Raw genomic sequence first — 26,020 nt, 5'->3', positions numbered from 1 at the left:
CGCACGACAGGTCTTCAGACTTCTCCACCAGATTGGTGCGCCGCAATCGCGCTGAGAAAAACCTGGCCGAACTCCTTCAGCTTCGCAGCACCGACACCATTCACTTCGGCGAAGGCGTCGAGGTCGTGCGGGCGGCGCTCGGCCATGTCGATCAGCGTGCGATCCGAGAACACCACATAGGCCGGCACCTGGCGTTCCTTGGCGAGCCGCAGGCGCAAGGATTTGAGCGCGGCGAGCAATGACGCATCGATACCCTCGGCGCTCATGCCCGAACCCTCGGCCCCTCGCACCTTGCGCAAGGCGCGGCTGCGCACCTCGACACGATAGTGGAACGGCATCTCGCCACGCCCAAGCGCATGGCCTTTTTCGGCGATGGCCAGGCCGCCATGGCCGGCTGGATCCGGCATCAAAAACCCACCGGCGACGAGCTGCCGGATCAGCGACAGCCAGAAATCCTTCTTGTGCGCCAGTCCGCTGCCGAAGCTGGCGAGCCTCTGGTGGTTCCTGGCCAGCACCTTCTCGGTTCCATGGCCGAGCAGAATGTCGATGACATGGCCGGCCCCAAAGCGTTCTCCGCTCTGCGCGATGGCCGCCAGGATGATCCGCGCCTCCGCCCCGCCATCGGCGCGCGGCGCCTGGTCGAGGCAGGTGTCGCAATTGCCGCAAGGTTGCGCTTCCTCGCCGAAATAGCCGAGCAACACCTGGCGGCGACACTGCGCCGTCTCGCAATAGCCGATCAGCGTGTCGAGCCGGCCATGCGAGCGCCTCTTGTGCTCGGCCGGCGCGTCCTCGTCGTCGATGAACATCCTGCGCATGCGGATATCGCCAAGGCCAAACAGCATATGCGCCTCGGCGTCGCGCCCATCGCGGCCGGCCCGGCCGATCTCCTGGTAGTAGGCCTCCAGGCTGCCCGGCATGTCGGTGTGGAAGACATAGGCGACGTCAGGCTTGTCGATGCCCATGCCGAAGGCGATGGTCGCCACCATGACGACACCCGACAAGGTCATGAAGCTGTTCTGGTTGGCGTCACGCGCCTCCTTGCTCATGCCGGCGTGATAGGCGAGCGCGGTGACGCCGTTCTTCTCGAGGAAGGCCGCCATCTCTTCCGTCTTCTTGCGCGACAGGCAGTAGACGATGCCGCTGCGGCCGGGATGACGCTCGACGAAGCGCAGCAATTGCCGCTTGCTGTCCTGCTTGGCCTCGATGGCAAGCTTGATGTTCGGCCGGTCGAAACCCAGCACCAGGGTCTCGACGCGCTCGGCGAACAGCCGCGCTTCGATGTCGGTGCGCGTGCCCTCGTCCGCCGTCGCCGTCAGCGCGATGATCGGCACGTTGGGGAAGATACCGCGCAGCCGTGACAGGTCCTCATACTCGCGCCGGAACGCCGGCCCCCATTGCGAGATGCAATGCGCCTCGTCGACAGCGATCAGGCTGATGTCGAGCCTGGCCAGCGCATCGAGCATCCGCTCGGTCATCAGCCGCTCCGGCGCGAGATAGAGCAGGCGCGTCTGGCCCGAGGCAACGCGCCGCCATGCGGCGATGTTGGCATCGCGGTCGATCGAGGAATTGATCGTGTCGGCCGCCACGCCGGCAAGGCGCAAGGCGGCGACCTGATCCTGCATCAGCGCCACCAGCGGCGAAACGACAATGGTGAGCCCGCCCAGGACCAGCGCCGGCACCTGGTAGCAAAGCGATTTGCCCGCACCCGTCGGCATGACGGCCAGCACATGACGCCCGGCCAGCAACGCATCCATGACATCGGCCTGGCCGGGGCGAAAATCATCGAAGCCGAACACGTCCTTCAGGACGCGCCGCTTGGGATCCTCCGCCCGAACGCTCGCTGCCTGCGCCTGCATCAATCGGACACCGGGCCGGAATTTCGTGGACTGGAGAGGATGTGGAAACCGGTCAAGACGACTCTCTGCATGGGCACCTTGGCTTAGCGCAGCTGTCATCGCACCACAACAGGAACAAGCCGGCATAGGGGATGGTCGGACTTCGGGAGCGCCGAAGCAGGCCGACCGATCGGCAGCATTCAGCAAGGGCGGGCCTTCCCTTGCGATACCTGCACCCCCGCTGGATTCCTCCACGCACCACGATGTAAGCTCGGCCCGGCAAGCCAGGGAGGGCGCGATGCTGCAGACCAGACAGGATGTTCTCGGCGAGCGGTTCCAGTTGCAGCGAGCCGCCTTCGAGGCGCAGCCTTTCCCGGGAATTGACGTCCGAAAAGACCGGCTGAAACGCCTGCTGGCGCTCACCGAGCGGCACGAGGCCGACATCTGCGCGGCCATCGACGCCGACTTTGGCGGCCGCTCCGCGCACGAGACGCGCCTTGCGGAACTGTTTGTCGTGCGCGCCGGCATCCGCCACGCGCTGTCGCATGTCAGGGGCTGGATGCGGGAGCGCCGTGTCGCCACCACCCTGCCGTTCCTGCCGGGCAGAAATCGCCTCATTCCGCAGCCGCTCGGTGTCGTCGGCATCGTGTCGCCCTGGAATTATCCTTTCCAGCTCGCTGTTGCGCCGGTGACTGCAGCACTTGCCGCCGGCAACCGCGTGCTCATAAAACCTTCCGAGCTGACGCCGGCATTTTCGGCGCTGCTGGCCAAACTCGTTGCCGAGCATTTCGCAGCCGATGAGCTCTGCGTCATCACTGGCGATGCGGAGATGGGAAAGGCCTTCGTGTCGATGCCTTTCGATCATCTGCTGTTCACGGGCTCGACCGCGGTTGGCCGCCAGGTCGCGATCGCGGCGGCCGCTAACCTGACCCCGGTCACGCTCGAACTCGGCGGCAAGTCGCCGGCAATCTTCGATCCGTCATGCGACCTCGATGCGGCGGTATCCAGCATTGCCTATGGCAAGCTGTTGAATGCCGGGCAGACCTGCATCGCGCCCGACTATCTGCTGGTGCCGAAGGGACAAGCGGGCACGGTCGCCGAGAAGCTCGCAGCCGCTGTGGCGCGGCTCTACCCGACCTTGCTAGATAACCCCGACTATACCGCCATCATCAGCGACCGACACCACCAGCGCCTGCGCGACATGGTCGCCGAGGCGCGCGATGCCGGCGCTGATGTCACCGAAATCAACCCGGCCAGCGAACAACTCAGCGCCACGAACCGAAGGATGTTGCCGACCCTGGTCCGCAATGCCGGCGCAAACCTGCGGCTGATGCGCGAGGAGATCTTCGGGCCGGTGCTGCCGATCGTCGAATATGCCGGGATCGACGAGGCGATCGACCATGTGAACGGGGCGGACCGGCCGCTGGCGCTCTACTGGTTCGGCCGCGACAGCGGCAACCGTCAACGCATCCTGCATGAGACCGTCGCCGGCGGCGTCACCATCAACGACTGCATGCTGCATCTGGTGCAGGAGAACCAGCCCTTCGGCGGTGTCGGCGCCAGCGGCATGGGCGCCTATCACGGTGACTGGGGCTTCCGCACTTTCAGCAAGGAGAAGCCGGTTTTCCTGCAGTCGCGGCTGAGCGCGGGAGCCATGTTGCGCCCGCCCTACGGCAAGACGTTCGAGCGGCTTTTCAGCCTGCTCCGGTATATTACCTGACCGAACGAGCGCAGCCTCCGGTTCCTCGTGACCACGCAGCGCCGGCGCGTTAAACCTATGTTCACCATCATGCGGCAGGTTTCGCATCCTGCGGTCATGTCTTGAGTACCGCGGCGCCATAAGCGCCCAGGCAACAACCCGCGCCTCTTTGGGGCGCGGGTCTTCCCTGCTCCATCTCCATACCTTGGCTAGCCGAGGAAATCGGCCCGGTGCGGCGTAAAGCTGTCGACCAGCCGCCCCGCTTCGAGCGCCTTGACGCCGTGCACCAGACCGGACGGGACGATGAAGCTGCCGCCGGTCTCAAGGGTTTCGGTCCGGCCGTCGACGGTCACCTCGAAGCGGCCTTCAGCAACGTAGCTTGCCTGCACATGCGGGTGCGAATGCAAGGCGCCGACGCCGCCCTTGTCGAAGCCGAATTCGACCAACATCAATTCATCGGTGTGCAGGAGAACGCGTCGCCTGTTGCCGTCCGGCGTCGTCGTCCAGGCGCCCTCGCCGGTATGCGCGAAAATCTTTGCGCTCATCGTCATCTCCTCATCGCGGATAGCTGACCAGCGCCGATTGCGCGCGAGCACGCGTCAGAGCCGATAGGCTTTCTTGGCGAGCGTGTAGGTCAATTCCCCCGCCAGCTCATGCGCCTCGTCCTCGCGCAGCCGATGTTCGGCGACCAGACGCGCCAGGAAAGCGCAGTCGACGCGACGCGCCACATCGTGGCGCGCCGGTATCGAGGGGAAGGCTCTCGTGTCGTCATTGAAGCCGACCGTGTTGTAGAAGCCGGCCGTTTCCGTCGTCATTTCGCGGAACCGGCGCATGCCTTCCGGGCTGTCGTGGAACCACCATGCCGGCCCGAGTTTGAGCGCCGGATAGACGCCGGCGAGCGGCGCCAGTTCGCGCGCATAACTGGTCTCGTCGAGCGTGAACAGGATGACGGTAAGGTCGCGCTCCAGCCCGACGCAGTCCAGCAGCGGCTTCAGCGCCGTCACATAGTCCGTTCTGGTCGGAATATCGAAACCCTTGTCGCGGCCGAATTTCTCGAAGACGGCGCGTGAGTGATTGCGCTGGGAACCGGGATGGATTTGCAGGACCAGACCGTCGTCGAGGCTCATCTTGGCCATCTCGGTCAGCATCTGCGCGCGGAACAGCCGCTTTTCGCGCTCGTCGTCCGAGCCATGGCGGACCCGATTGAACAGCTCTTGCGCCGCGGCGTCCGAGAGATTGGCGGTCTCGGCCGTCGGGTGGCCGTGGTCGGACGAGGTTGCGCCAAAACTCTTGAAGAAGGCGCGCCGCTGGCGATGCGCATCGAGATAGCCCACCCAACTGCCGGTATCGCAGCCGGTGATCTCGCCAAGCCGGTCGAGATTGGTCGAGAACCCTTCGAAGTCGGGATCGACGACCGCGTCCGGGCGATAGGCGGTGACGACACGGCCCTGCCAGCCGCTGTCGCGGATCATCTTGTGCCATCTGAGATCGTCGAGCGCGCCTTCCGTCGTCGCGATGACCTCGATGTTGAAGCGCTCGAACAAAGCGCGCGGCCGAAAATTCTCCCACTGCAACAGCGTCGCGATCGTGTCGTAGTGGCCATCGGCCGTCTTGGCACTCAATGGCTCTTCTATACCGAACAGATGGGCGAGAACATGATCGAACCACAGCCGGGTCGGCGTGCCGCGGAACAGAAAATAATTTTCGGCAAAGCGCCGCCAGATCGTCCTGCCGTCGGTTTCCACCGGTGCGCCGTCGAGCGTCGGCACGCCGAGATCCTCAAGCCGGACACCCTGGCTGAACAGCATGCGGAAAATATAGTGATCCGGCACGATGAGCAGTTGCGCCGGATCCGGGAAGGGTTCGTCCAGCGCATACCAGCGCGGATCGGTATGACCGTGCGGACTGACGATCGGCAGGTCCTTGACGCCGGCATAGAGGTCGCGGGCAAGTGAGCGCGACTGCGCTTCGGGCGGAAACAGCAGGTCCGGATCGGTCAGCGCGACCATGGGAAAGGCGGCTCCTTCCAGTTTGGACATCGGTACGTTCAGGCAAAAGCGATGTCAACGTGGGCTCACAAACAGGCATCCTTGCGGCAAGCGGAAACAGGTGTTACGCCGCTTAGTACCCGCCGCGCGGGACACCGTCATGCCGCCCCGTCCAAAACCATCCGCCCTGTGATATGATGACCCGCAGCCATTTGTCCGACGCCTCGCTACAGTCACTGCCCGAGCGGGTGACAATTCCCGGATATGACCGCAGCAGGGTCGTCCCGGGCATCGTGCATCTCGGCGTCGGCGCCTTCCATCGTGCCCACCAGGCAGCCTATGTCGACGATTGCCTGGCCGCCGGCGAGACCGGCTGGGGCATAACAGGCGTTTCGCTGCGCAGCGCCGACACGCGCGACGCGCTCACGCCGCAGGATGGGCTCTACACGCTGGCGATCAGAAGCAGTGGAACCGAAAAACTTCAGGTCATCGGCTCGATTACCGCGATGCTGGTGGCCCCGGAGGATCCGGGCGCGGTGCTGGCCGAGCTGATCGATCCGCACACCCGCATCGTCACGCTGACGATCACCGAAAAGGCCTATCTGAGGGAAGCGGGCGGCGGACTGGACGCCGCTCACCCCGACATCGTCCATGATCTGGCAAACCGGGAAATGCCGAAGACGGCGCATGGTTTCCTGACCGAAGCGCTTGCCCGGCGACGCGCCGCAGGCACACCGCCCTTCACCGTGCTCTGTTGCGACAACCTGCCGGCCAACGGCGCCACGCTGCATCGGCTGCTGATTGAATTCGCTACGCTGCGCGATGCCAGGCTAGCCCAATCAGACGACGCCGAGCTCGCCCGCCACATCGCCGACGAAGTCGCCTTTCCCTCGAGCATGGTCGATCGCATCGTGCCGGCAACCACCGACGCCGACCGGGCGCGGATCGCTGTCGAACTCGGCGTCGAGGATGCCTGGCCCGTCATGACCGAGCCTTTCTGCCAATGGGTGGTCGAAGACAATTTCCCAGGCGGCCGTCCGGCCTGGGAAAACTTCGGCGTCACCATGGTTAGCGATGTCGGCCCCTTCGAGGACATGAAGCTCAGGCTGCTCAACGGCTCGCATTCGGCCATCGCCTATCTCGGCCTGCTCAGCGGCCACGCCACCGTCGACCGTGCCTTCGCCGACCCGGCGATCCGACAGTTCGTCGATGCGTTATGGGCCGAAGCCATTCCGACCCTGCCCGAGGATGCCGGCCTCGACACAAGCGGTTATACTGCGGAACTCGCAGAGCGTTTTTCAAACACCGCGCTCGCCCACCGCACGGCGCAGATCGCCAATGACGGCAGCCAGAAACTGCCACAGCGCATCGTCGCTTCCGCCATCGAATGCCTCGAAGCCGGTACTGAGCTGGTCCATCTAACCCTGGTGGTGGCTGCCTGGATCGCCGCCTGCGCCGCGCGAGGGAAAGCCTTGCCGGAGGGTCATTTCACCGATCCGCTCGACGCGGCGCTGACGGCACTTTTGAGTGAGCAACTGCCGGCGAACGAGACTGTGACGGCAGTGTTCGACCTGGCCGGTTTCGCCAGGGACCACGCCGAACGCCAGACGTTGATTGAACTTGTGGCCGTCCATCTCGTCCACTTGCGGCGCGATGGCCCGACACTGGCCTTCGCTGCCTTGGGTATTTAGACAAAAAAGCGAGGCAAGGCCCCGCTTTTTCATCACGTCATCTGAAGCAGACCTCAGGCCGGCAGGATGGCGCCTTCCAGCGTGGTGAGCTGGCTAAGGAACTGTTCCGCCTTGCTGCGGGCCTGGTCGTCCTTGGCGTCGGCGGCGTCTTCCCTAGCTTCCTGGATGCGGCGCGCGAGATCAGCGCGGTCGACATCCTTCACCGCCACAGCCGATTCCGCCAGCAGCGTGCAGCCGGCCGGAACGATGTCGGCGAAGCCGCCGAACACCACATAGCGCTCTTCGCCGCCCGAAGCGGTCTTTACGGTGACGACACCCGGCTTGATCGTGGTCATGACCGGCGCGTGATGCGCCATCACGGTCATCTCGCCTTCGGCGCCCGGAATGACGACGGATTCGACCTGCTCGGAAACAAGCAGGCGCTCCGGCGAGACCAGTTCGAACTTGAAAGCTTCAGCCATGATCAATTTAGTGAGTAGGGAATAGGAACTAGGCAGTAGTAAGTGGCCCCAACCGGCCCACATCACAAATCTGCTATTCCCTACTCACTACTCCCTACTCCCTATTCCCTAAATTAAGCCGCTTCAGCCGCCAGGCGCTGTGCCTTCTCGACCGCTTCCTCGATGCCGCCGACCATGTAGAAGGCGGCTTCCGGAAGGTGATCGTAGTCGCCGTTGCAGAGGCCCTTGAAGCCCTTGATGGTGTCGGCGAGATCGACCAGCTTGCCCGGCGCGCCGGTGAACACTTCGGCGACGAAGAACGGCTGCGACAGGAAGCGCTCGATCTTGCGGGCGCGGGCCACGGTCTGCTTGTCCTCTTCCGACAGCTCGTCCATGCCCAGGATGGCGATGATGTCCTGCAGCGACTTGTAGCGCTGGAGGATCGACTGCACCTGGCGCGCGACGCCGTAGTGCTCGTCGCCGACGACCAGCGGGTCGAGCATGCGCGAGGTCGAGTCCAGCGGATCGACGGCCGGATAGATGCCCTTTTCGGCGATGGCGCGGTTGAGCGTCGTCGTCGCGTCAAGGTGGGCGAACGAGGTCGCCGGCGCCGGATCGGTCAAGTCGTCGGCGGGCACATAGATGGCCTGCACGGACGTGATCGAGCCCTTGGTGGTGGTGGTGATGCGTTCCTGCAACGCGCCCATGTCGGTGGCGAGCGTCGGCTGATAGCCCACGGCCGACGGGATACGGCCGAGCAGAGCCGACACTTCCGAACCCGCCTGCGTGAAGCGGAAGATGTTGTCGACGAAGAACAGCACGTCCTGGCCCTGGTCGCGGAAATATTCCGCAACCGTCAGGCCGGTGAGGCCGACGCGGGCGCGCGCGCCCGGCGGCTCGTTCATCTGGCCATAGACGAGTGCCGCCTTGGAGCCTTCGCCGCCGCCCTTCTTGTTGACGCCGGATTCGATGAATTCGTGATAGAGATCGTTGCCTTCGCGGGTGCGCTCGCCAACGCCGGCGAACACCGAATAGCCACCATGCGCCTTGGCGATGTTGTTGATCAGCTCCTGGATCAGCACGGTCTTGCCGACGCCGGCGCCGCCGAACAGGCCGATCTTGCCGCCCTTGGCGTAGGGAGCCAAGAGGTCGAGCACCTTGATGCCGGTGATCAGGATCTGGGCTTCCGTCGACTGCTCGACATAGGTCGGAGCCGGCTGGTGGATGGAGCGCATTTCGGTGGCGTCGACCGGGCCTTCTTCGTCGACCGGCTCGCCGATGACGTTGATGATGCGGCCGAGCATGCCCGGGCCGACCGGCACGGTGATCGGCGCGCCGGTGTCGCGCACTTCCTGGCCGCGAACCAGACCTTCGGTCGAGTCCATGGCGATGCAGCGCACGGTGTTTTCACCCAGATGCTGGGCGACTTCGAGCACCAGGCGGTTGCCGACATTGGTGGTCTCGAGCGCGTTCAGGATCGCCGGCAGATGATCGCCGAACTGCACGTCGACGACGGCGCCGATGACCTGGCGGACCTTGCCGACAACGCCGGTTGCCTTGCTGGCCACTGCCGATGTCTTGACAGCCGCGGCCTTCGCAGGTGCTGCCGCCTTGGCCGGGGCCGCCTTCGTGGCTGCTGCTGGAGCCTTTGCCGCCTTCGCGGGGGCTGCGGTCTTCGCGGCTGCGGCCTTGGGGGCTGCCGTCTTGGGGGTCGCTGCTTTCGCCATCGTCTTTACCCTTTTTCGTCCTTTGTTTCTCACGCGGTCCGGTCGCGGGCCGATGACCCGCGAACCGCGCCTAGAGCGCCTCGGCGCCCGAAATGATTTCGATCAGTTCCTTGGTGATCTGCGCCTGCCGCTGGCGGTTGTAGGTGATCGACAGTTTGTTGATCATCTCGCCGGCGTTGCGCGTCGCATTGTCCATGGCGCTCATCTTGGCGCCCATTTCGCCGGCAGCGTTTTCGAGCAGCGCCCGGAAAACCTGCACGGAGATGTTGCGCGGAATGAGGTCGGAGAGGATTTCGCCCGGCTCCGGTTCATACTCATAGACAGCGTTGCCGCCATCCACCGCCTCGGCCGGAGCCGAAGCGACGCCCGCCGGGATAATCTGCTGCGCGGTCGGGATCTGGCTGATCACCGACTTGAACTGCGAATAGAACAGCGTGCAGATGTCGAAGCCGCCCTCGTTGAAGAGGTGGATGACCTTCTTGGCGATCGCATCGGCATTGACGAAACGCAGCGTCTTGACCTCGCGCAGGTCGACACGGTCGATGATCATCGAAGCATAGTCGCGGCGCAGGATATCGAAACCCTTCTTGCCGACGCAGATGATCTTGACCTGCTTGCCGTCGGCCAAAAGCTTGCGGATATGGTCGCGGGCAAGGCGGGCGATCTGCGAATTGAAGCCGCCGCACAGGCCGCGCTCGGCGGTGCAGACGACGAGCAGGTGCACGTCGTCCTTGCCGGTGCCGGTCATCAGCGCCGGGGCATCGCCGCCGCCGCCGATCGCCTGGGTGATGTTGGCCAGCACGGAACCCATGCGCTCCGAATAGGGGCGCGCCGCTTCCGCGGCCTCTTGGGCACGGCGCAGCTTCGCCGCGGCGACCATCTGCATCGCCTTGGTGATCTTCTGCGTCGCCTTGACCGAGGCGATACGGTTACGAAGGTCTTTTAATGAAGGCATGCTTCAAACCTGATCCCGTCTTGCAATTCGCTCAGGCGAAGGTCTTGGCGAAAGCGTCGATCTCGGCCTTCAGCTTCGCGCGCAGATCGTCCGACAGCGCCTTTTCCTTGCGGATGGCGTCGAGAACGTCCTTGCCTGCCGAACGCATGTGGCTGAGCAGGCCATGCTCGAACTTGCCGACCTGGTTGACCGGCAGCTTGTCGAGATAGCCGTTGACGCCGGCGAAGATCACCGCGACCTGCTCTTCCGTCTTCAGCGGCGAGAACTGCGGCTGCTTCAGGAGTTCGGTCAGGCGCGATCCGCGGTTGAGCAGACGCTGCGTGGCGGCATCGAGATCCGAGCCGAACTGCGCGAAGGCCGCCATTTCGCGGTACTGCGCGAGCTCGCCCTTGATCGAGCCCGCAACCTGCTTCATCGCCTTGATCTGCGCGGCCGAGCCGACGCGGCTGACCGACAGGCCGACGTTCACCGCGGGACGAATGCCCTGGAAGAACAGGTTGGTTTCGAGGAAGATCTGGCCGTCGGTGATCGAGATCACGTTGGTCGGGATGTAGGCCGACACGTCGTTGGCCTGCGTCTCGATGATCGGCAGGGCGGTCAGCGAACCACCACCCAGATCGTCGTTGAGCTTGGCGGCGCGCTCGAGCAGGCGCGAGTGCAGATAGAAGACGTCGCCCGGATAGGCTTCGCGGCCCGGCGGACGGCGCAGCAGCAGCGACATCTGGCGATAGGCGACGGCCTGCTTCGACAGATCGTCATAGCTGATCAGCGCGTGCATGCCGTTGTCGCGGAAATATTCACCCATGGTGGCGCCAGCGAACGGCGCCAGGAACTGCATCGGCGCCGGATCGGAAGCGGTGGCGGCGACGATGATCGAGTATTCGAGCGCGCCGCGCTCTTCCAGCACCTTGACGAACTGCGCGACGGTCGAGCGTTTCTGGCCGACGGCGACGTAGACGCAGTAGAGCTTTTCCTTCTCGGGGCCGTTGTCGTGCACCGACTTCTGGTTGAGCATCGTGTCGAGGATGATGGCGGTCTTGCCGGTCTGGCGATCGCCGATGACCAGCTCGCGCTGGCCGCGGCCGACCGGGATCAGCGCATCGATGGCCTTGAGGCCGGTCGACATCGGCTCGTTCACCGACTTGCGCGGGATGATGCCAGGCGCCTTGACGTCGACGCGCTTGCGCTCGACTGCCTTGATCGGGCCCTTGCCGTCGATCGGATTGCCGAGCGCGTCGACGACGCGGCCGAGCAGGCCGGGGCCGACGGGAACGTCGACGATGGCGCCGGTGCGCTTGACGATGTCGCCTTCCTTGATGTCGCGGTCGGCGCCGAAGATGACGACGCCGACATTGTCGGCTTCGAGGTTGAGCGCCATGCCGCGGATGCCGCCGGGGAATTCGACCATCTCGCCGGCCTGGACATTGTCGAGGCCATAGACACGGGCGATACCGTCACCGACGGACAGCACCTGTCCGACTTCGGAGACCTCGGCCTCCTTGCCGAAATTCTTGATCTGGTCTTTCAGAATTGCGGAAATTTCCGCGGCGCGGATGTCCATCAGCCGACCTCTTTCAGTGCAAGCTTGAGCGAATTGAGTTTGGTTTTGAGCGACGTATCGATCTGGCGCGAGCCCATCTTGACCACCAGCCCGCCGAGCAGCGACGGATCGACGGTGACGGAGATGGCCACGTCCTTGCCGGCAACGCTCTTCAGCGCCGCCTTGAGTTCGGTCTGCTGGGCAGCGGTCAGCTCGTGCGCCGACGTCACTTCAGCAGCGGTTTCGCCACGATGTTCGGCGGCGATCTGGCGGAACGCCCTGATCATGCCGGGAATGGCGAACAGGCGGCGGTTGCGGGCGACGACGCGCAGGAAATTGCCCGTGAGGCCGGCAATCCCGGCCTTGTCGGCGATCGCCGCGATGGCCTTGGCCTGGTCCTCGCTGGAGAACACCGGGCTGTTGATCAGTCGGGTGAGATCAGCGCTGCCCGCGAGCATCGCTTCGAAACTGTTGAGGTCGGCTTCGACCTTGGCCACGGAATTTGCCTGCAGGGCGAGTTCGAACAGCGAACCCGCATAGCGTTCTGCGACACCTGAGATTGGCGATGACGATTGAGCCACGGACCGTCTTTTCTCTTGTCTGACAGGCCGCAGATTGTTGGCGCGAGCAAAAACTCTGGCTAAATCTTTGACCTTACTGCATTTTTTCGAGCACGGAGGCGCGGCTTCCGCTATCCCCGGCCGAAAGTCGATTGCCGTCTAGCACAGGCATTTTAAGACCGCAATGCGTCGTTCCGCATGGTTTTCAGGCACTATTGTCGCATCCGGCGAAAGTCACCCGTCTTCCATCGCGGAATACCCAACGATTCAAGGCAGAAAGCCGAAGGCAAAGGCGAGCGGCAATGCCGCCAGCACCAATTCCACCACAATGGAAACCCAATTGAAAGGCGTGTTGGCGCCATCCGACATCATCGACAGCAGCCGGCCGAAGGCGGTGAACAGCCAGGAGAAGCCGAGCGCCATGTAGATCAGCGGCTGCGCGAGCAGGATGCAGCAAAGGCCGACGCCGAGATAGAAACCCGACATCCTGCCGCGCCCCTCGGCGATCGCCGCCGCCTTCTCGGGCTTGACCTGCAAGCGCAAGGCACGGAAAGCCAGGCTCGGGGCCAGAAAAAACAAAAGCCCGAGCAGCACGGTGAAGACGGCGCTCGACCACGCCAGCCATTCGCCCTGGCTCGTCGGCCACGGAAGCGCAAAATCCATACTGTCCCCTCGAAATGCCTGTTTTGAAATTCCCGGCATTCTAACGGAGGAAAACCGCCGCGCCAGATGGCTTCAGGCACTTTAGGAGAAGCGTATCAACCGAGCGCGAATTCCACTGCCGCCTCGGCATGGATGCGCGTCGTGTCGAAGACCGGAATGTCGAAATCCTGCTGGCCGATGAGCATGGTGATCTCGGTGCAGCCCATGATGACACTGTCGGCCGCCTCTTCGCGGCGTAGGCGTTCGGTCTCGGCGATATAGGCCGCCTTGGAGGTCTCCGTGACGATGCCCTGGCACAATTCCTCGTAGATGACACGGTGGACCATATCGCGGCCCGCCGCATTGGGCACCACGGGCCGCAGACCGTATTTGTCGGCGAGCCGGCCCTTGTAGAAATCCTGCTCCATGGTGAAGCGCGTCGCCAGCAGCGCCGGGCGCTGCATGCCGGCGCGCTTCACCGCCATCGCGGTGGCATCGGCGATGTGGATCAGCGGGATCGACACCGACGCCTGCACCTGGTCGGCCAGTTTGTGCATGGTGTTGGTGCACAAAAGCAGGCCCTCCGCGCCGCCGGCCTCGAGCTTGCGCGCCGCGTCGATGAGAAGCACGCCGGCGCCGTCCCAATCGCCATGATGCTGCCGCTCGGCGATCTCGGCGAAGTCGAAGGACCAGAGCAGAAGCTTTGCCGAATGCAAGCCGCCCAGCCGCTCGCGCACGATCTCGTTGAGCAGCCGATAATAGATGGCCGTCGATTCCCAGCTCATGCCGCCCAGAAGGCCAAGGGTTTTCATGAGGGACTGTTCCTTTCGCAGTGCAATTCCTATATTATGACCACATGAGACCACAAGGAGGGCCGCTATGAAAACAATGCAGGTTCGAGAAGCCAAAGCCGGGTTCTCGGCGCTCGTTGAAGCTGCGGAAAACGGTGAACCAACCATCATCACCAAACACGGCAAGCCAGCGGCCGGGATCGTTTCTGTCGAGGACATGCAAAAGCTCTACCCCGTCAAGCGCCGCAACTTCGGAGAGTTTCTTTTGACATACCCCGGAGGGATCGAACTCGAGAGGAATGAATCGCCGTCGCGGGATATCGATCTTTGAGCCGCTATCTTATCGACACGTCTATTTTATCCGCCTTCGCACCTGGAAGGCCGGCCCTTGCAAAGGGGATCTCCACCTGGATCACAACCCAGGGCGAAAAGCAGACGCTGTTCGTCCCTGCCATAGCAATTGCTGAAATCGAGAAAGGGATACGCAAGCTCTATCGCGCGGGGGCTACAAAACGAGCGGAGAGTCTCACCGATTGGCTCAACAATGTTATTGGAGGATTCGCGGATCAGATCCTGGCGGTCGACGCCGACGTGGCGCGAAGAGCAGGTCAGATGGAGGAAGCGGCCTCTGCCAGAGGCACGAATCCGGGTCTTGCGGACATATTGATCGCCGCCACGGCGGCAATCAATGAACTTACAGTGATCACGGCCAACATCAGGCATTTTGAGGCGCTGGATGTCCGGTGCTGGAACATACTCCAAGACCCGCCAGCACCCGACTGATGCACTCCAAAGTTACAAAAAGCTCTGCGGGTCGATATCGACCTGCACCCTGACCGAACCGCGCTGCTTCGGCCCATTGGCCAGCATCGCGCGGATGAAGCCCTGTATGTCGGCGCGCCGCTCACCCTGGATCAGCAGGCGGAAACGGTGACGGCCGCCGAGCAGGGACAGCGGCGCCTCGGCGGGCCCCAGCACGAAGAGATCTGACGCCTCGGGCGCGGCGCGGCGTAGGCCGCGTGCATGGCCTTCGGCTTCCGCTCGCGTCACCGCACTGACGATGACACCGGCGAGCCGACCGAAAGGCGGCAGGGCGGCCCGTTCGCGCTCGGCAATCTCGCGCTCGTAAAAAGCCTCGGCGTCGCCCGACACGATCGCCCGCATCACCGGGTGGTCGGGCTGAAAAAGTCTGCAGCAGGCCGAGGCTCTTCTTGCCGGTACGGCCGGCGCGGCCGGTGACCTGGCTGAGCAACTGGAACGTACGCTCGGCGGCGCGCGGATCGCCATTGGCAAGGCCGAGATCGGCATCGACGATGCCGACCAGCGTCATGTTGGGAAAGTTGTGACCCTTGGCGACGAGCTGCGTGCCGATGACGATGTCGGCCTCGCCATCAGCGATCGCCTCCAGTTCCAGCCGCAGCCGCCGCACGCCGCCCATCAGGTCGGATGACAAGACAATGGTGCGCGCGTCGGGGAAATGCGTGACGACCTCTTCGGCGATGCGCTCGACGCCCGGTCCGCAGGCGACCAGATGGTCGAGCGTGCCGCATTCCGGGCAGGCTTCGGGCCGGCGCTCATTGTGCCCGCAATGATGACAGACCAGCTGGCCGCGAAAACGATGCTCGACCAGCCAGGCCGAGCAGACCGGGCAGCCGAAGCGATGCCCGCAAACCCGGCACAGCGTCAGCGGCGCATAGCCGCGCCGGTTGAGGAACAATAGCGACTGCTCCTTCCTCTCCAGCGTCTGGCGCATCTGGTCGAGCAGCACCGGCGACAGGAAGCCGCCGCGCGCCGGCGGTGCGCGCCGCATGTCGACCGCCTTCAGATGCGGAAGAGCGGCCTCGGCGAAACGGGCAGAGAGAACGGCTCTGTTGTATTTGCCTTGGCTCGCATTCACCCGGCTTTCGACCGACGGCGTCGCCGACGCCAGCACGACCGGAAAGCTGCCGATATGGCCGCGCACCACAGCCATGTCGCGCGCATTGTAGAAGACGCGGTCCTCCTGCTTGTAGGCAGGGTCGTGCTCCTCGTCGACGACGATCAGGCCGAGCTCCTTGAACGGCAGGAACAGCGCCGAGCGCGCGCCGGCGACGACGCGCACGCCGCCCTCCGCCACTTGCCGCCAGACTTTTTCGCGCATCCTGGGCGGCAGGTCGGAATGCCATTCGCCCGGCTTGGCGCCGAAGCGCTGCTGGAAGCGCTCGAGAAAGGCATGCGTCAGCGCGATTTCCGGCAGCAGGATCAGCACCTGCTTGCCCTTGTCGAGCGCGGCCGCCACCGCCTCGAAATAGACCTCCGTCTTGCCCGAACCGGTGACGCCGTCGAGCAGCGCGACGTTGAACACGCCGGCTGCGACATTGGCGCGCAGCATCAGCGCCGCGTCGCTCTGGTCCGGCATCAATTCCGGTATGGCGTAGCTCGAGTCTGGCGCGGCCACCACCGGGCGCGGCGGGATCATCACCGTCTCGAACACGCCTTGCGCCCTCAGGCCGTCGATCACCGTCGACGACACGCCGGCGGCATGGGCGAGGCCGGATCGCGTCCAGGCAAGCCCGCCTTCGGCCGTCTCCAGCACGCGCTGCCTGGCCCCCGTCATCCGGTCGGGTGCGAGAAGCGTGCGCTGCAGCCCCTCGATCCACGGTTCGGGATCGAAAGCCTCCGGCGCCCTGAGCAGCATGCGCGCCACCATGCCTGGCGGCGACAGCGTGTACTGCGCCACCCAGTCGACGAAACGGCGCATGGCGCGGTCTATCGGCGGGCAATCGAAGACCTGTTCGATGGGGCGCAGCTTCTTCGCGTCGACCTTCTCGACCGCGCCGTCCCAGACGATGCCGGCGACCTGGCGCGGACCAAGCGGCACGCGCACGATCGAGCCCGGCACCACGCGCATGCCGGCTGGCACGGCATAGGTGTAGGGGCGTTCGGCGGGCATCGGCACCAGCACCGGTGCGGCTGCGACAAAGGGCGAATCTTCGATCATGAGGCGTGACCTTGCCCTGACTTTGGTCTAGATCAAAGGCCGACCCCGAATGTGCATGGCATGCACATAAGAATCTTCAGGAGACCCGCCATGAAATTTTTTGTCGACACCGCCGACATCAAGGATATCCGTGAGCTGAACGATCTTGGACTGCTCGACGGCGTTACCACCAATCCGTCGCTGATCCTCAAATCGGGCGGCAAGATCGCCGACGTCACCAAGCAGATCTGCGATATCGTCGAAGGTCCGGTCTCGGCGGAGGTCGTGGCGACCGAATTCAAGGACATGATGGCGGAGGCCGAGGTGCTGGCCAAGATCGCGCCCAATGTCTGCATCAAGGTGCCGCTGACGCTCGACGGACTGAAGGCCTGCAAGACCATCCGCACGCAGATGAACCGTATGGTCAACGTGACTCTCTGCTTCTCGGCCAACCAGGCGCTGCTGGCGGCCAAGGCCGGCGCCTCCTTCATCTCGCCCTTCGTCGGCCGTGTCGACGACACCGGCTCGGACGGCATGGAGCTGATCCAGGAGATCCGGCAGATCTACGACAATTACGATTTCCAGACCGAGATCCTCGTCGCTTCGGTGCGCACCGTGAACCATGTCAAGCAGGCGGCACTGATCGGCGCCGATGTTGTGACCGCACCGCCGGCGACCCTGAAGGCACTGGTCAAGCACCCGCTGACCGACAAGGGCCTGGAACAGTTCCTCGCCGACTGGGCCAAGACCGGCCAGAAGATCGGCTGAAACCACAACACTTTCAACTAGAAAAGGCCGGGCAACCGGCCTTTTTTGTTGCGCTTCAGGCGAAGCCAAATCGCCAAAGGAGCCCGCCGCTCAATCCGCGCCGTCATCGTCAGGCGCGGTCGTCTGCTGGCGACGTCCCATGATGATCTCGCGTTTGCCGACATGGTTGGGTGTGCCGACCAAGCCTTCCTTTTCCATGCGCTCAACCAGGGATGCGGCACGGTTGTAGCCGATGCCCAGGCGGCGCTGGATGTAGGACGTCGAACACTTCTTGTCGCGCACCACCACCTTGACCGCCTCGTCGTAGATGGCATCGCTGTCTTCGGCTGCAACGGATCCCTTGTCGAAGACCGCGCCCTGGTCGTCTTCGATTTCTTCCTCATCCTCGTCGGCCGTAACGGTTTCCAGATATTCGGGGCGGCCCTGCGCCTTCAGATGCGCGACGACATGCTCGACCTCCGCGTCGGAAACGAAGGGACCATGCACACGCGAAATGCGCCCGCCACCCATCATGTGCAGCATGTCGCCCTGGCCGAGCAGCTGTTCGGCCCCCTGTTCGCCCAGGATGGTGCGGCTATCGATCTTGGACGTTACCTGGAATGAGATGCGGGTTGGAAAGTTCGCCTTGATCGTGCCCGTGATGACATCGACCGAGGGGCGTTGCGTTGCCATGATCAGGTGAATGCCGGCGGCGCGCGCCATCTGCGCCAGACGCTGGATCGCGCCTTCGATCTCCTTGCCGGCGACCATCATAAGGTCGGCCATCTCGTCGACGATGACGACGATGTAGGGCATCGGCGCAAGGTCGATTTCCTGCTGTTCGAAAAGCGGCTCGCCGGTGCCCTTTTCGAAGCCGGTCTGCACCGTCATGACAACTGTCTCGCCCTTGTCGCGGGCTTGGGCCGCGCGCTCGTTGTAGCCGTCGATGTTGCGCACACCGAGCCGCGCCATCTTGCGATACCGGTCCTCCATTTCGCGCACCGCCCACTTGAGCGCGGTGACGGCTTTCTTGGGATCCGTGACGACGGGCGTCAGAAGATGCGGGATGCCGTCATAGACGGAGAGTTCGAGCATCTTGGGATCGACCATGATCAGCCGGCATTCTTCCGGCTTCAGCCGGTAGAGCAACGACAGGATCATGGTGTTGATGGCAACCGACTTGCCGGAGCCGGTGGTTCCGGCCACGAGCAGATGCGGCATCTTCGCCAGCTCGGCGATGACAGGCTCGCCGCCGATCGTCTTGCCCAAGCAAAGCGCCAGCTTGCAGCTGGTCTTGCGAAAGCCCTCCGATTCGATCAGCTCGCGGAAATAGACGGTTTCGCGCGTCTCGTTCGGAAGTTCGATGCCGATGACGTTGCGGCCAGGCACGACGGCGACGCGCGCCGAAATCGCCGACATGGAGCGGGCGATATCATCGGCAAGCCCGATGACGCGAGAGGATTTGACGCCCGGCGCCGGCTCGAACTCATAGAGCGTGACGACAGGGCCTGGGCGAACATGAATGATCTCGCCGCGCACACCGAAATCTTCGAGCACGCTTTCCAGCAGATCGGCATTCTGCTCGAGCCGCTCCTGCGACATGTAGAAGCCTTGCCCCTCCGGGGGCTGCTGCAGCAGGTCTTCCGGGGGAAGCTCATAGGGATCGCCCGAGTTTGATGGCGCAATCTTTCCGGCTCCAGGCAAACGCGGGGAGCGAGCGGCAGCGACCCTGACAGGGACGTCCACCTTTGGCGCGGCCGGCGCAGGAATGGCATCGCTTTTGGCAGCAGCCTCGGCCCGCGACGGCGCGCTGCTCGCAGGCACGTCGGGCTGGACGACGGCCTGGTTCGAATTGGCCGGCGAGACGTCCGGCAAAGGCTTCGAGACCTGGCCTGGAAGGCATTCGATAACACGAAACAGCGAGGTGGCATCGGCCGCTATCGGCGGGCGGATGTCGACCCGCGTAGCGGCGACGGGCACTGCGGCGACCGGTGCAGGCGAGGTTGGGCTGGCCTGCCGGGCCTGGGATGAAACATCGACCAGATAGGGCGCCATAGCCTCGAAGAAAGCATGATCCGAAAGATGGGGCCAGCGCAGCTTTTCGGGGGCCGCCGGTTTGCTCGGGGCGCCCGAAACGGCAACCGTGCGCGCGGCTGCTCGTCCCGTTGCGGCCGTCATCGGCGGCACCGCAGTAACGACGCGCGCTGTCTCTCCGGCGCGGCCCGGAGGAACGAAAGGTGCAGCCGGCGGTGACGGCCTTTGCGTGGCGGCTCCGCGGCCGGCCAGCGGCTGGGACGCAGGGCTTTTCACCGACGCCGGCAATGCCAGGAGCGAGGGAGCGGAGGATGCCTCGCCGACCATGGGTTGCGCGGCTGCTTGCTGCGTCGGAACGGCCCCTGGACCGGCTTGCTCGACAAGGCGGTCTTGCTGCTGGCGCTGTTTTTTGGGTTCGTAGTCCGGCGTTCGGGTAAACCGCACATTGGGTGCGAGGAAGAAATATTCTTGCCAGGCAGGACTTTCGATATCGCCGATTTTCGAGGACGCGTTGCTCGCCTCTACGCTACCCCTCGGCTCCATATAGGGCCGCTTGTTGCCGCCGAGATCGACAACCGGTGCGGAATAGCCGGTCTGCTGTGTACCGGGCTGCCGGCCATCCAGTCCCTTGTGCGCCGGACGATCAAGAGCGCCTGTCGCGGCTGAAGAAATTCGCTGACCGCTCTTGTCGCTACTGCCGTCGAAACGCTTCCCCTCGGGATCATCGGGCGATGCTGCCTTCGACAAATTGACCCGGGAAAAACGCCTGGCTTCCATTCTCAAGACTCACTCTGCAATGTCTGCCGAGCAATAGGGAGCGAGTGGTTAACAGTTGCTTCCCGGATGGATCGCCAACCATCCCTGGGCAGCAAAATCGTCGTGACAGCCCCTATGAGCGACGCGGCACGATCGTCGTCCCACAGCGCACACGCTGGTGGCGCAATCTGCTCGCTGTGCCATTGAGGATTTGTGGTGGCGCATTGTCGCAGCAATGCCGGACGATCTGGCTTCGGCGCCGGATCGTCATTTCATGCTTGGGGCGCTAGACCGTTTCCGGGAAACGATGAGCCGCCTTAGCCAGTCTTGGCGTGCCTGACCAGATCCTGGGCGATGGACAGCTGCAGCGCTTCCGCCAGTTCGCGCGCGGAGCGATTCTCGGCGTCGATCTGCGCCCGGTATGCGGCGAATTCCTGACGCGGCCTGTCGAAGGACGAGGTGATCGAACGCTTGCCGGATGCGATCACCGCACCGGTCTTCGCATCGGCCAGCGTATAGGTGCCGGTCAGCGTCACGGAACCGGCGGTCGGCTCGTCCTGGTCGGTTCCCACCTGCACAAGGGCCGAGGACTCGACGGCTTCGGTCACGCCCAGAGTGAGCGAATAGGCCGGCTCGCCGGCGCCCCTGCCAAACCCGAAAATCAAATTGTTGCGCACCTGTTGGCCGTAACGCGTATTGACGGGCTTGATGCCGATCGACGCCAGCTCGGCACTGGCGCTGGCCTGCGACCCCGACAGCGGCGCACTCGAATAGAGCGGCCGTACCGTACAGGCCGAGACAAGCGCGAGCGAGCCGACCAGGCCGGCGAGCGCGATGCGGCGCAGCAAACGGCTCAACTCTGTCTTTTCCCGATCAGGCAACGACATTGACGATCCTCTGCGGCACGATGATCACCTTGCGCGGAGCCTTACCTTCGAGTGCTTTCTGCACGAAGTCGAGAGCCAATACCGCTTTTTCGACCGCACCTTGGTCCGCGTCGCGGGCAATTGTCAAATCCCCCCGCTTCTTGCCGTTGACCTGCACCGGATAGGTGACTTCGTTGTCGACGACCAGCGCCGGATCGAAGACCGGCCACGGCCGTTCGGCTACCAGATCGGTGCCGCCGAGCGTTTCCCAGCACTCCTCGGCCAGATGCGGCATGACCGGCGCGATCAGATGCACGAGAATCTCCACGGCCTGCCGGCAGGCGCCTTTCAGCGCTGCATCGGCCTTGCCTTCGGCCACCTCGTTGAGCGGCGTGGTCAGCGCGTTGGCCAGTTCGTACATGCGGGCGATGGCGCGGTTGAAAGCGAGCTTCTCGATATCCTCACCGACCGCCTTCAGGATCTTGTGCGCGGCCTTGGAAACCACCGCGGCCTCGCCGCTGCTGGCCGCCGCGGGCTTGATGCCGGCCAGCGTCTCGGCCGCCGTCGACACCAGGCGCCAGATGCGCTGGATGAAGCGATGCGCGCCGGCGGCGCCATCGTCGGTCCATTCGACATCGCGCTCGGGCGGCGAATCCGACAGCATGAACCAGCGCGCCGTATCGGCGCCGTAGCCGTCGGTGATGTCTTCCGGGCTCACCGTATTCTTCTTCGACTTCGACATCTTTTCCAGTGGGCCGATGGTGACGGCCTCGCCGGTGGCAATGTCGATGGCGCTGCGCTTGCCGTCGAGGTCCTCCAGCCGAACCTCGGTGGGCGCCAGCCAGCGGCCATTCGATGCAGAGCCGACGCGGTAGGTTTCGTGCACCACCATGCCTTGCGTGAACAGGCCCTTGAACGGCTCGGCCAGATCGACATGGCCGGTCTCACGCATGGCGCGGGTGAAGAAGCGCGAATAGAGCAGGTGCAGGATCGCGTGCTCGATGCCGCCAATATACTGGTCGACCGGCAGCCATTCATTCGCCGCCCTGGGATCGGTCGGTTCATGCGCCCACGGTGCCGTGAAGCGGGCGAAATACCAGGACGAATCGACGAACGTGTCCATCGTGTCGGTTTCGCGCCGCGCATCCTTGCCGCATTGCGGGCACTTCACATGCCGCCATGTCGGATGCCGGTCGAGCGGATTGCCCGGCCGGTCGAAATCGACATCGTCGGGCAGCTTGACCGGCAGGTCTGCCTTCGGCACCGGCACCACGCCGCAATCCTCGCAATGGATCATCGGGATCGGGCAGCCCCAGTAGCGCTGGCGCGAAATGCCCCAGTCACGCAGGCGGAAATTCACCTTGCGCTCGGCCATCGGCCGGTTGCCGATGGTCTTCTGCTCCAGCAGTTTCGCCACCTCGGCGAAAGCCTGATCCGGCTTCATGCCGTCGAGGAAGCGCGAATTGATCATCACGCCGTCGCCGTCATAGGCCTCATCGATGATCTGGAACGTCGCCGGATTCTCGCCTTCCGGCATCACCACCGGAATCACCGGCAGGCCGTATTTGTTGGCGAAGTCGAGGTCGCGCTGGTCGCCTGACGGGCAACCGAAGATGGCGCCCGTGCCGTATTCCATCAAAACGAAATTAGCGACATAGACGGGCAGCGTCCATGAGTCGTCAAACGGATGGACGACGCGGATGCCGGTGTCAAAACCCTTCTTCTCCGCCGTCTCCAGCGCCGCCACCGAGGTGCCCATATGACGGACTTCCTCAATGAACTTCGCCAGCGCCGGATTGCTCTCGGCGGCCTTTTTGGCCAGCGGATGATCGGCGGCGACGGCCATGAAGGACGCGCCGAAGATGGTGTCGGGCCGCGTCGTATAAACTTCCAGCTCATGCTCGCCATCAGACGCGGCTGCCAGAGGCCAGCGGATCAGCAGGCCTTCCGAGCGGCCGATCCAGTTCTGCTGCATCAGCTTCACTTTTTCCGGCCATTCGTCGAGGCCGTCGAGCGAATCCAGCAGATCCTGCGCAAAGTCGGTGATCTTGAAGAACCACTGCGTCAGTTCGCGCTGTTCGACCAGCGCGCCCGAGCGCCAGCCGCGCCCGTCGATAACCTGCTCGTTGGCGAGCACGGTCATGTCCTCCGGGTCCCAGTTGACCTTGGAGGATTTGCGCGTCACCAGCCTCTTCTCGACGAAGTCCAGGAACAGCATCTGCTGGCGGTGATAATAGTCGACGTCGCAGGTGGCGAATTCGCGCGCCCAGTCCAGCGACAGGCCCATGACCTTGAGCTGCTCGCGCATGGTGGCGATGTTCTGGTAGGTCCATTCCTTGGGGTGGACCTTGTTTTGCATCGCCGCGTTTTCGGCCGGCATCCCGAAGGCGTCCCAGCCCATCGGGTGCAGCACGTTGAAACCCTTGGCCCGCTTGTAGCGCGCCACCACGTCGCCCATCGTATAATTGCGGGTGTGGCCGATATGGATGCGCCCCGACGGATAGGGGAACATCTCCAGCACGTAGTATTTCGGGCGCGGATCGTCATTGTGCGCTTCGAACAGCTTCTTGGCGTCCCAGGCCTTCTGCCATTTGGGCTCTGACGCGCGCGGATTGTATCGTTCGGTTGCCATGGGACGTTTTTCACTTAAAAGCATGCGCGAACTGCGGGCGACGGCTCGGCAGTTGAGGGAATGTGGTCCGGGTGTTCACCATGGTTTGGCAAACCCGTCAACCATATGGGTATCGCGTCTGACAAAAACGCGGGCCAAAACAGCAGGATTTGCATATGGGCGATGCCGTTCAGCAGTTTTTCGCGGTCAAGGCGAAGATCGCCGCCGCCGAGCGCGAGGCCGGTCGCGAGGCTGGCGCGGTGACGCTGGTCGCGGTTTCCAAGACCTTTGACGCCGCCGAGATAAGCCCCGTCATCGAGGCCGGCCAGCGCGTCTTCGGCGAGAATCGCGTGCAGGAAGCGCAAGGCAAATGGCCTGATCTGAAGGACGCATTTCCTGGCATCGAGCTGCATCTGATCGGCCCGCTGCAATCCAACAAGGCTAGGGAAGCGGTAGCACTGTTCGACGTCATCGAGACGGTCGATCGCGAAAAGATCGCCGCCGAACTCGCCAAGGAGATCGCCAAACAGGGCCGCGCGCCAAAGCTCTACGTCCAGGTCAACACTGGCTCCGAGCCGCAGAAGGCCGGCATCGAACCGCGCGACGCCGTGGCCTTCGTCGCCCGCTGCCGCGATGTGCATGGCCTCGCCATCGAAGGCCTGATGTGCATCCCGCCGGCCGACGAGAACCCCGGCCCCCATTTCGCCTTGCTGGAGAAGCTCAGCAAGGAAGCTGGCGTCGCCAGACTGTCAATGGGCATGTCCGGCGACTACGAAACAGCAATCGCCTTCGGCGCCACCAGCGTCCGGGTCGGCTCGGCGATCTTCGGCAGCCGCTGAGAGGGCAACGGCTTTTAGGCCAGATCGACAGGCTCGTTGCTCCAAGACTGGAAACGAAACGTACCGTTCCTATTTGCTTTGTGCCATCACAAACTCTCTGGAGCCTCCACCATGCGTTACAACCAGCTTGGAAATACGGGGATGTTCGTCTCCGAAATCTGCCTCGGCACCATGACCTTCGGTGCTGCCGGTGAAAATGCCCAATGGGGCCTGATCGCCAGCCTCGACCAGAAGGGCGTCAACGAGATCGTCGCCCATTCGCTCGCCGCCGGCGTCAATTTCTTCGACACGGCCGACGTCTACTCCTTCGGCGAGTCCGAGCGCCTGCTTGGCCAATCGCTCAGGGATCTCAAGGTCAACAGGCAAAACGTCGTCATCGCCACCAAGGCGCATGGCGCCATGGGCGAAGGCCCCAACCAGCGTGGCTCCTCTCGCGGCCACATCATGGATTCGGTCGATGCCAGCCTCGAGCGCCTGCAGCTCGATCATATCGATCTCTACCAGCTGCACGGCACCGACACCGTGACGCCGATCGACGAGACGTTGCGGGCGCTGGACGATCTGGTTGCCAGCGGCAAGGTCCGCTATGTCGGCGTCTCGAACTGGGCGGCATGGCGCATCGCCAAGGCGCTCGGCATTGCCGAGCGCAAGGGCTTCGCCCGTTTCGAGACCGTCCAGTCCTATTATTCGATCGCTGGCCGCGACCTCGAGCGCGAAATCGTGCCACTGCTCAACGAGGAGAAGCTCGGCCTGATGGTGTGGTCGCCGATGGCCGGCGGCCTGCTGTCCGGCAAATATGGCCCCGGCGCACCCGGCAATGGCGAAGGCCGCCGCGCTTCCTTCAACTTCCCGCCGGTCAATGAGGACCGTGCCTGGGCAGCCGTTGCCGTCATGCGCGAGATCGCCAAAAAGCATGATGTGAGCGTCGCCACGGTGGCGCTCGGCTATGTCCTGGCCAAGCCTTTCGTGATGAGCGTCATCATCGGCGCCAGCTGCATGGAACAGCTGGAGCAGAACCTTGCCGCGACTGAAGTGAAGCTCGACACCGACGATCTGGTTCGTCTCGACGAGGTTAGCGCCCTGCCGTCCGAATATCCCGGCTGGATGCTGGAGCGCCAGGCAGCGGGCCGACGCCCGGCGCCGTTCACGCCGAAGGCGTAAGGCTGCCGGCACGGCTATCTCGGGAGCCAATCGGCTCCCGAGAACCATCCAGGGCAATCACTTCAGGTTCGTATTCGCCCCGTCACTCTTTTCCGAGCGCTGGCGCCGCCCCTCACCTGCCTGCCGGCATCCTCTCCCCGTAAAATGACGGGGAGAGGGGCGCTGTCATCGATGGTTTC

General features: G+C 63.8%; 20 protein-coding genes and 1 pseudogene. 7 read left to right on the top strand and 14 right to left on the bottom strand.

Annotation, left to right across the window (positions count from 1 at the left end; genetic code table 11):
* Window positions 1–14: 14 nt before the first annotated feature.
* Entirely contained in the window at window positions 15–1,856 is a 1,842-nt protein-coding gene (gene recQ / locus HB777_31850) for a DNA helicase RecQ (GenBank protein QND68086.1), read from the bottom strand.
* 277 nt (window positions 1,857–2,133) lie between these two features.
* On the opposite strand from recQ, the gene HB777_31845 reads away from it, so the two are divergent.
* Window positions 2,134–3,555, top strand: coding sequence for a coniferyl aldehyde dehydrogenase (locus tag HB777_31845; GenBank protein ID QND68085.1), 1,422 nt, complete (start codon window positions 2,134–2,136; stop codon window positions 3,553–3,555).
* 188 nt (window positions 3,556–3,743) lie between these two features.
* On the opposite strand, the gene HB777_31840 is transcribed toward HB777_31845, so the two are convergent.
* Window positions 3,744–4,079 carry a cupin domain-containing protein gene (locus tag HB777_31840; protein ID QND68084.1) on the bottom strand — a complete coding sequence of 112 codons (336 nt, stop codon included), beginning with the start codon at window positions 4,077–4,079 and terminating at the stop codon, window positions 3,744–3,746.
* 54 nt (window positions 4,080–4,133) lie between these two features.
* A complete protein-coding gene (uxaC, locus tag HB777_31835; protein ID QND68977.1) occupies window positions 4,134–5,543 on the bottom strand; it encodes a glucuronate isomerase in 1,410 nt (469 codons plus the stop codon).
* Between the two features lie 176 nt (window positions 5,544–5,719).
* On the opposite strand from uxaC, the gene HB777_31830 reads away from it, so the two are divergent.
* Window positions 5,720–7,213 (top strand): mannitol dehydrogenase family protein, encoded by a 1,494-nt coding sequence (locus tag HB777_31830; GenBank protein QND68083.1) that lies wholly within the window; start codon window positions 5,720–5,722, stop codon window positions 7,211–7,213.
* A 53-nt stretch (window positions 7,214–7,266) separates the two neighbouring features.
* On the opposite strand, the gene HB777_31825 is transcribed toward HB777_31830, so the two are convergent.
* The 7 genes from HB777_31825 to HB777_31795 all read right to left on the bottom strand — a co-directional run bounded on the left by HB777_31825 (window position 7,267) and on the right by HB777_31795 (window position 13,889).
* On the bottom strand, window positions 7,267–7,674 hold the full coding sequence (locus tag HB777_31825) for a F0F1 ATP synthase subunit epsilon (GenBank protein QND68082.1): 408 nt from the start codon (window positions 7,672–7,674) through the stop codon (window positions 7,267–7,269).
* Window positions 7,675–7,787: 113 nt separating this feature from the next.
* Window positions 7,788–9,380, bottom strand: a complete 1,593-nt coding sequence (gene atpD / locus HB777_31820) for a F0F1 ATP synthase subunit beta (protein QND68081.1) — start codon at window positions 9,378–9,380, stop codon at window positions 7,788–7,790.
* Between the two features lie 70 nt (window positions 9,381–9,450).
* Window positions 9,451–10,335, bottom strand: a complete 885-nt coding sequence (locus tag HB777_31815) for a F0F1 ATP synthase subunit gamma (protein ID QND68080.1) — start codon at window positions 10,333–10,335, stop codon at window positions 9,451–9,453.
* Between the two features lie 31 nt (window positions 10,336–10,366).
* The gene (locus HB777_31810; GenBank protein ID QND68079.1) at window positions 10,367–11,896 is read right to left on the bottom strand and encodes a F0F1 ATP synthase subunit alpha; all 1,530 of its coding nucleotides are present in this window, start codon (window positions 11,894–11,896) and stop codon (window positions 10,367–10,369) included.
* On the bottom strand, window positions 11,896–12,456 hold the full coding sequence (locus tag HB777_31805) for a F0F1 ATP synthase subunit delta (protein QND68078.1): 561 nt from the start codon (window positions 12,454–12,456) through the stop codon (window positions 11,896–11,898). Before HB777_31805 ends, HB777_31810 begins: the two co-directional genes overlap by 1 nt.
* Window positions 12,457–12,702: 246 nt before the next feature.
* Window positions 12,703–13,098, bottom strand: coding sequence for a DUF4345 family protein (locus HB777_31800; GenBank protein ID QND68077.1), 396 nt, complete (start codon window positions 13,096–13,098; stop codon window positions 12,703–12,705).
* 95 nt (window positions 13,099–13,193) lie between these two features.
* Window positions 13,194–13,889, bottom strand: coding sequence for an aspartate/glutamate racemase family protein (locus HB777_31795; protein QND68076.1), 696 nt, complete (start codon window positions 13,887–13,889; stop codon window positions 13,194–13,196).
* A 67-nt stretch (window positions 13,890–13,956) separates the two neighbouring features.
* Here HB777_31795 and HB777_31790 point away from each other — a divergent pair, with 67 nt between their 5' ends.
* Entirely contained in the window at window positions 13,957–14,199 is a 243-nt protein-coding gene (locus HB777_31790) for a type II toxin-antitoxin system Phd/YefM family antitoxin (GenBank protein QND68075.1), read from the top strand.
* Window positions 14,196–14,651: a type II toxin-antitoxin system VapC family toxin gene (locus HB777_31785; protein ID QND68074.1), complete on the top strand. Its 456-nt coding sequence runs from the start codon at window positions 14,196–14,198 to the stop codon at window positions 14,649–14,651. The genes HB777_31790 and HB777_31785 overlap by 4 nt, the downstream gene beginning before the upstream one ends.
* Window positions 14,652–14,663: 12 nt before the next feature.
* On the opposite strand, the pseudogene HB777_31780 reads toward HB777_31785, so the two are convergent.
* Window positions 14,664–16,848, bottom strand: a pseudogene (locus HB777_31780) (primosomal protein N').
* Window positions 16,849–16,938: 90 nt separating this feature from the next.
* Between HB777_31780 and fsa the strand changes: the two are divergent.
* Window positions 16,939–17,595: a fructose-6-phosphate aldolase gene (gene fsa, locus HB777_31775; protein QND68073.1), complete on the top strand. Its 657-nt coding sequence runs from the start codon at window positions 16,939–16,941 to the stop codon at window positions 17,593–17,595.
* 90 nt (window positions 17,596–17,685) lie between these two features.
* On the opposite strand, the gene HB777_31770 is transcribed toward fsa, so the two are convergent.
* The 3 genes from HB777_31770 to HB777_31760 all read right to left on the bottom strand — a co-directional run bounded on the left by HB777_31770 (window position 17,686) and on the right by HB777_31760 (window position 23,862).
* A complete protein-coding gene (locus HB777_31770; GenBank protein ID QND68072.1) occupies window positions 17,686–20,385 on the bottom strand; it encodes a DNA translocase FtsK in 2,700 nt (899 codons plus the stop codon).
* A 296-nt stretch (window positions 20,386–20,681) separates the two neighbouring features.
* The gene (locus tag HB777_31765) at window positions 20,682–21,251 is read right to left on the bottom strand and encodes a hypothetical protein (protein QND68071.1); all 570 of its coding nucleotides are present in this window, start codon (window positions 21,249–21,251) and stop codon (window positions 20,682–20,684) included.
* Window positions 21,238–23,862, bottom strand: a complete 2,625-nt coding sequence (locus HB777_31760) for a leucine--tRNA ligase (protein ID QND68070.1) — start codon at window positions 23,860–23,862, stop codon at window positions 21,238–21,240. Before HB777_31760 ends, HB777_31765 begins: the two co-directional genes overlap by 14 nt.
* A 155-nt stretch (window positions 23,863–24,017) precedes the next feature.
* Between HB777_31760 and HB777_31755 the strand changes: the two genes are divergently transcribed.
* Together HB777_31755 and HB777_31750 are read left to right on the top strand one after the other, a co-directional pair.
* On the top strand, window positions 24,018–24,680 hold the full coding sequence (locus HB777_31755; GenBank protein QND68069.1) for a YggS family pyridoxal phosphate-dependent enzyme: 663 nt from the start codon (window positions 24,018–24,020) through the stop codon (window positions 24,678–24,680).
* Window positions 24,681–24,791: 111 nt separating this feature from the next.
* Window positions 24,792–25,841, top strand: a complete 1,050-nt coding sequence (locus tag HB777_31750; GenBank protein QND68068.1) for an aldo/keto reductase — start codon at window positions 24,792–24,794, stop codon at window positions 25,839–25,841.
* Window positions 25,842–26,020: the final 179 nt, after the last annotated feature.

It is taken from the genome of Mesorhizobium loti, from assembly GCA_014189435.1.
Classification (GTDB): Bacteria; Pseudomonadota; Alphaproteobacteria; order Rhizobiales; family Rhizobiaceae; genus Mesorhizobium; species Mesorhizobium loti_G.
Note: the sequence above shows the minus strand (reverse complement) of the source record. Positions and strands in the feature narration are given on the sequence as shown.

What these genes read in the sequence shown, in the direction of transcription:
- recQ (QND68086.1), bottom strand. Translation starts at nt 1,856, where the DNA reads ATGCAGGCGCAGGCAGCGAGCGTTCGGGCGGAGGATCCCAAGCGGCGC.
- HB777_31845 (QND68085.1), top strand. Translation starts at nt 2,134, where the DNA reads ATGCTGCAGACCAGACAGGATGTTCTCGGCGAGCGGTTCCAGTTGCAG.
- HB777_31840 (QND68084.1), bottom strand. Translation starts at nt 4,079, where the DNA reads ATGAGCGCAAAGATTTTCGCGCATACCGGCGAGGGCGCCTGGACGACG.
- uxaC (QND68977.1), bottom strand. Translation starts at nt 5,543, where the DNA reads ATGGTCGCGCTGACCGATCCGGACCTGCTGTTTCCGCCCGAAGCGCAG.
- HB777_31830 (QND68083.1), top strand. Translation starts at nt 5,720, where the DNA reads ATGACCCGCAGCCATTTGTCCGACGCCTCGCTACAGTCACTGCCCGAG.
- HB777_31825 (QND68082.1), bottom strand. Translation starts at nt 7,674, where the DNA reads ATGGCTGAAGCTTTCAAGTTCGAACTGGTCTCGCCGGAGCGCCTGCTT.
- atpD (QND68081.1), bottom strand. Translation starts at nt 9,380, where the DNA reads ATGGCGAAAGCAGCGACCCCCAAGACGGCAGCCCCCAAGGCCGCAGCC.
- HB777_31815 (QND68080.1), bottom strand. Translation starts at nt 10,335, where the DNA reads ATGCCTTCATTAAAAGACCTTCGTAACCGTATCGCCTCGGTCAAGGCG.
- HB777_31810 (QND68079.1), bottom strand. Translation starts at nt 11,896, where the DNA reads ATGGACATCCGCGCCGCGGAAATTTCCGCAATTCTGAAAGACCAGATC.
- HB777_31800 (QND68077.1), bottom strand. Translation starts at nt 13,098, where the DNA reads ATGGATTTTGCGCTTCCGTGGCCGACGAGCCAGGGCGAATGGCTGGCG.
- HB777_31795 (QND68076.1), bottom strand. Translation starts at nt 13,889, where the DNA reads ATGAAAACCCTTGGCCTTCTGGGCGGCATGAGCTGGGAATCGACGGCC.
- HB777_31790 (QND68075.1), top strand. Translation starts at nt 13,957, where the DNA reads ATGAAAACAATGCAGGTTCGAGAAGCCAAAGCCGGGTTCTCGGCGCTC.
- fsa (QND68073.1), top strand. Translation starts at nt 16,939, where the DNA reads ATGAAATTTTTTGTCGACACCGCCGACATCAAGGATATCCGTGAGCTG.
- HB777_31770 (QND68072.1), bottom strand. Translation starts at nt 20,385, where the DNA reads ATGGAAGCCAGGCGTTTTTCCCGGGTCAATTTGTCGAAGGCAGCATCG.
- HB777_31765 (QND68071.1), bottom strand. Translation starts at nt 21,251, where the DNA reads ATGTCGTTGCCTGATCGGGAAAAGACAGAGTTGAGCCGTTTGCTGCGC.
- HB777_31760 (QND68070.1), bottom strand. Translation starts at nt 23,862, where the DNA reads ATGGCAACCGAACGATACAATCCGCGCGCGTCAGAGCCCAAATGGCAG.
- HB777_31755 (QND68069.1), top strand. Translation starts at nt 24,018, where the DNA reads ATGGGCGATGCCGTTCAGCAGTTTTTCGCGGTCAAGGCGAAGATCGCC.
- HB777_31750 (QND68068.1), top strand. Translation starts at nt 24,792, where the DNA reads ATGCGTTACAACCAGCTTGGAAATACGGGGATGTTCGTCTCCGAAATC.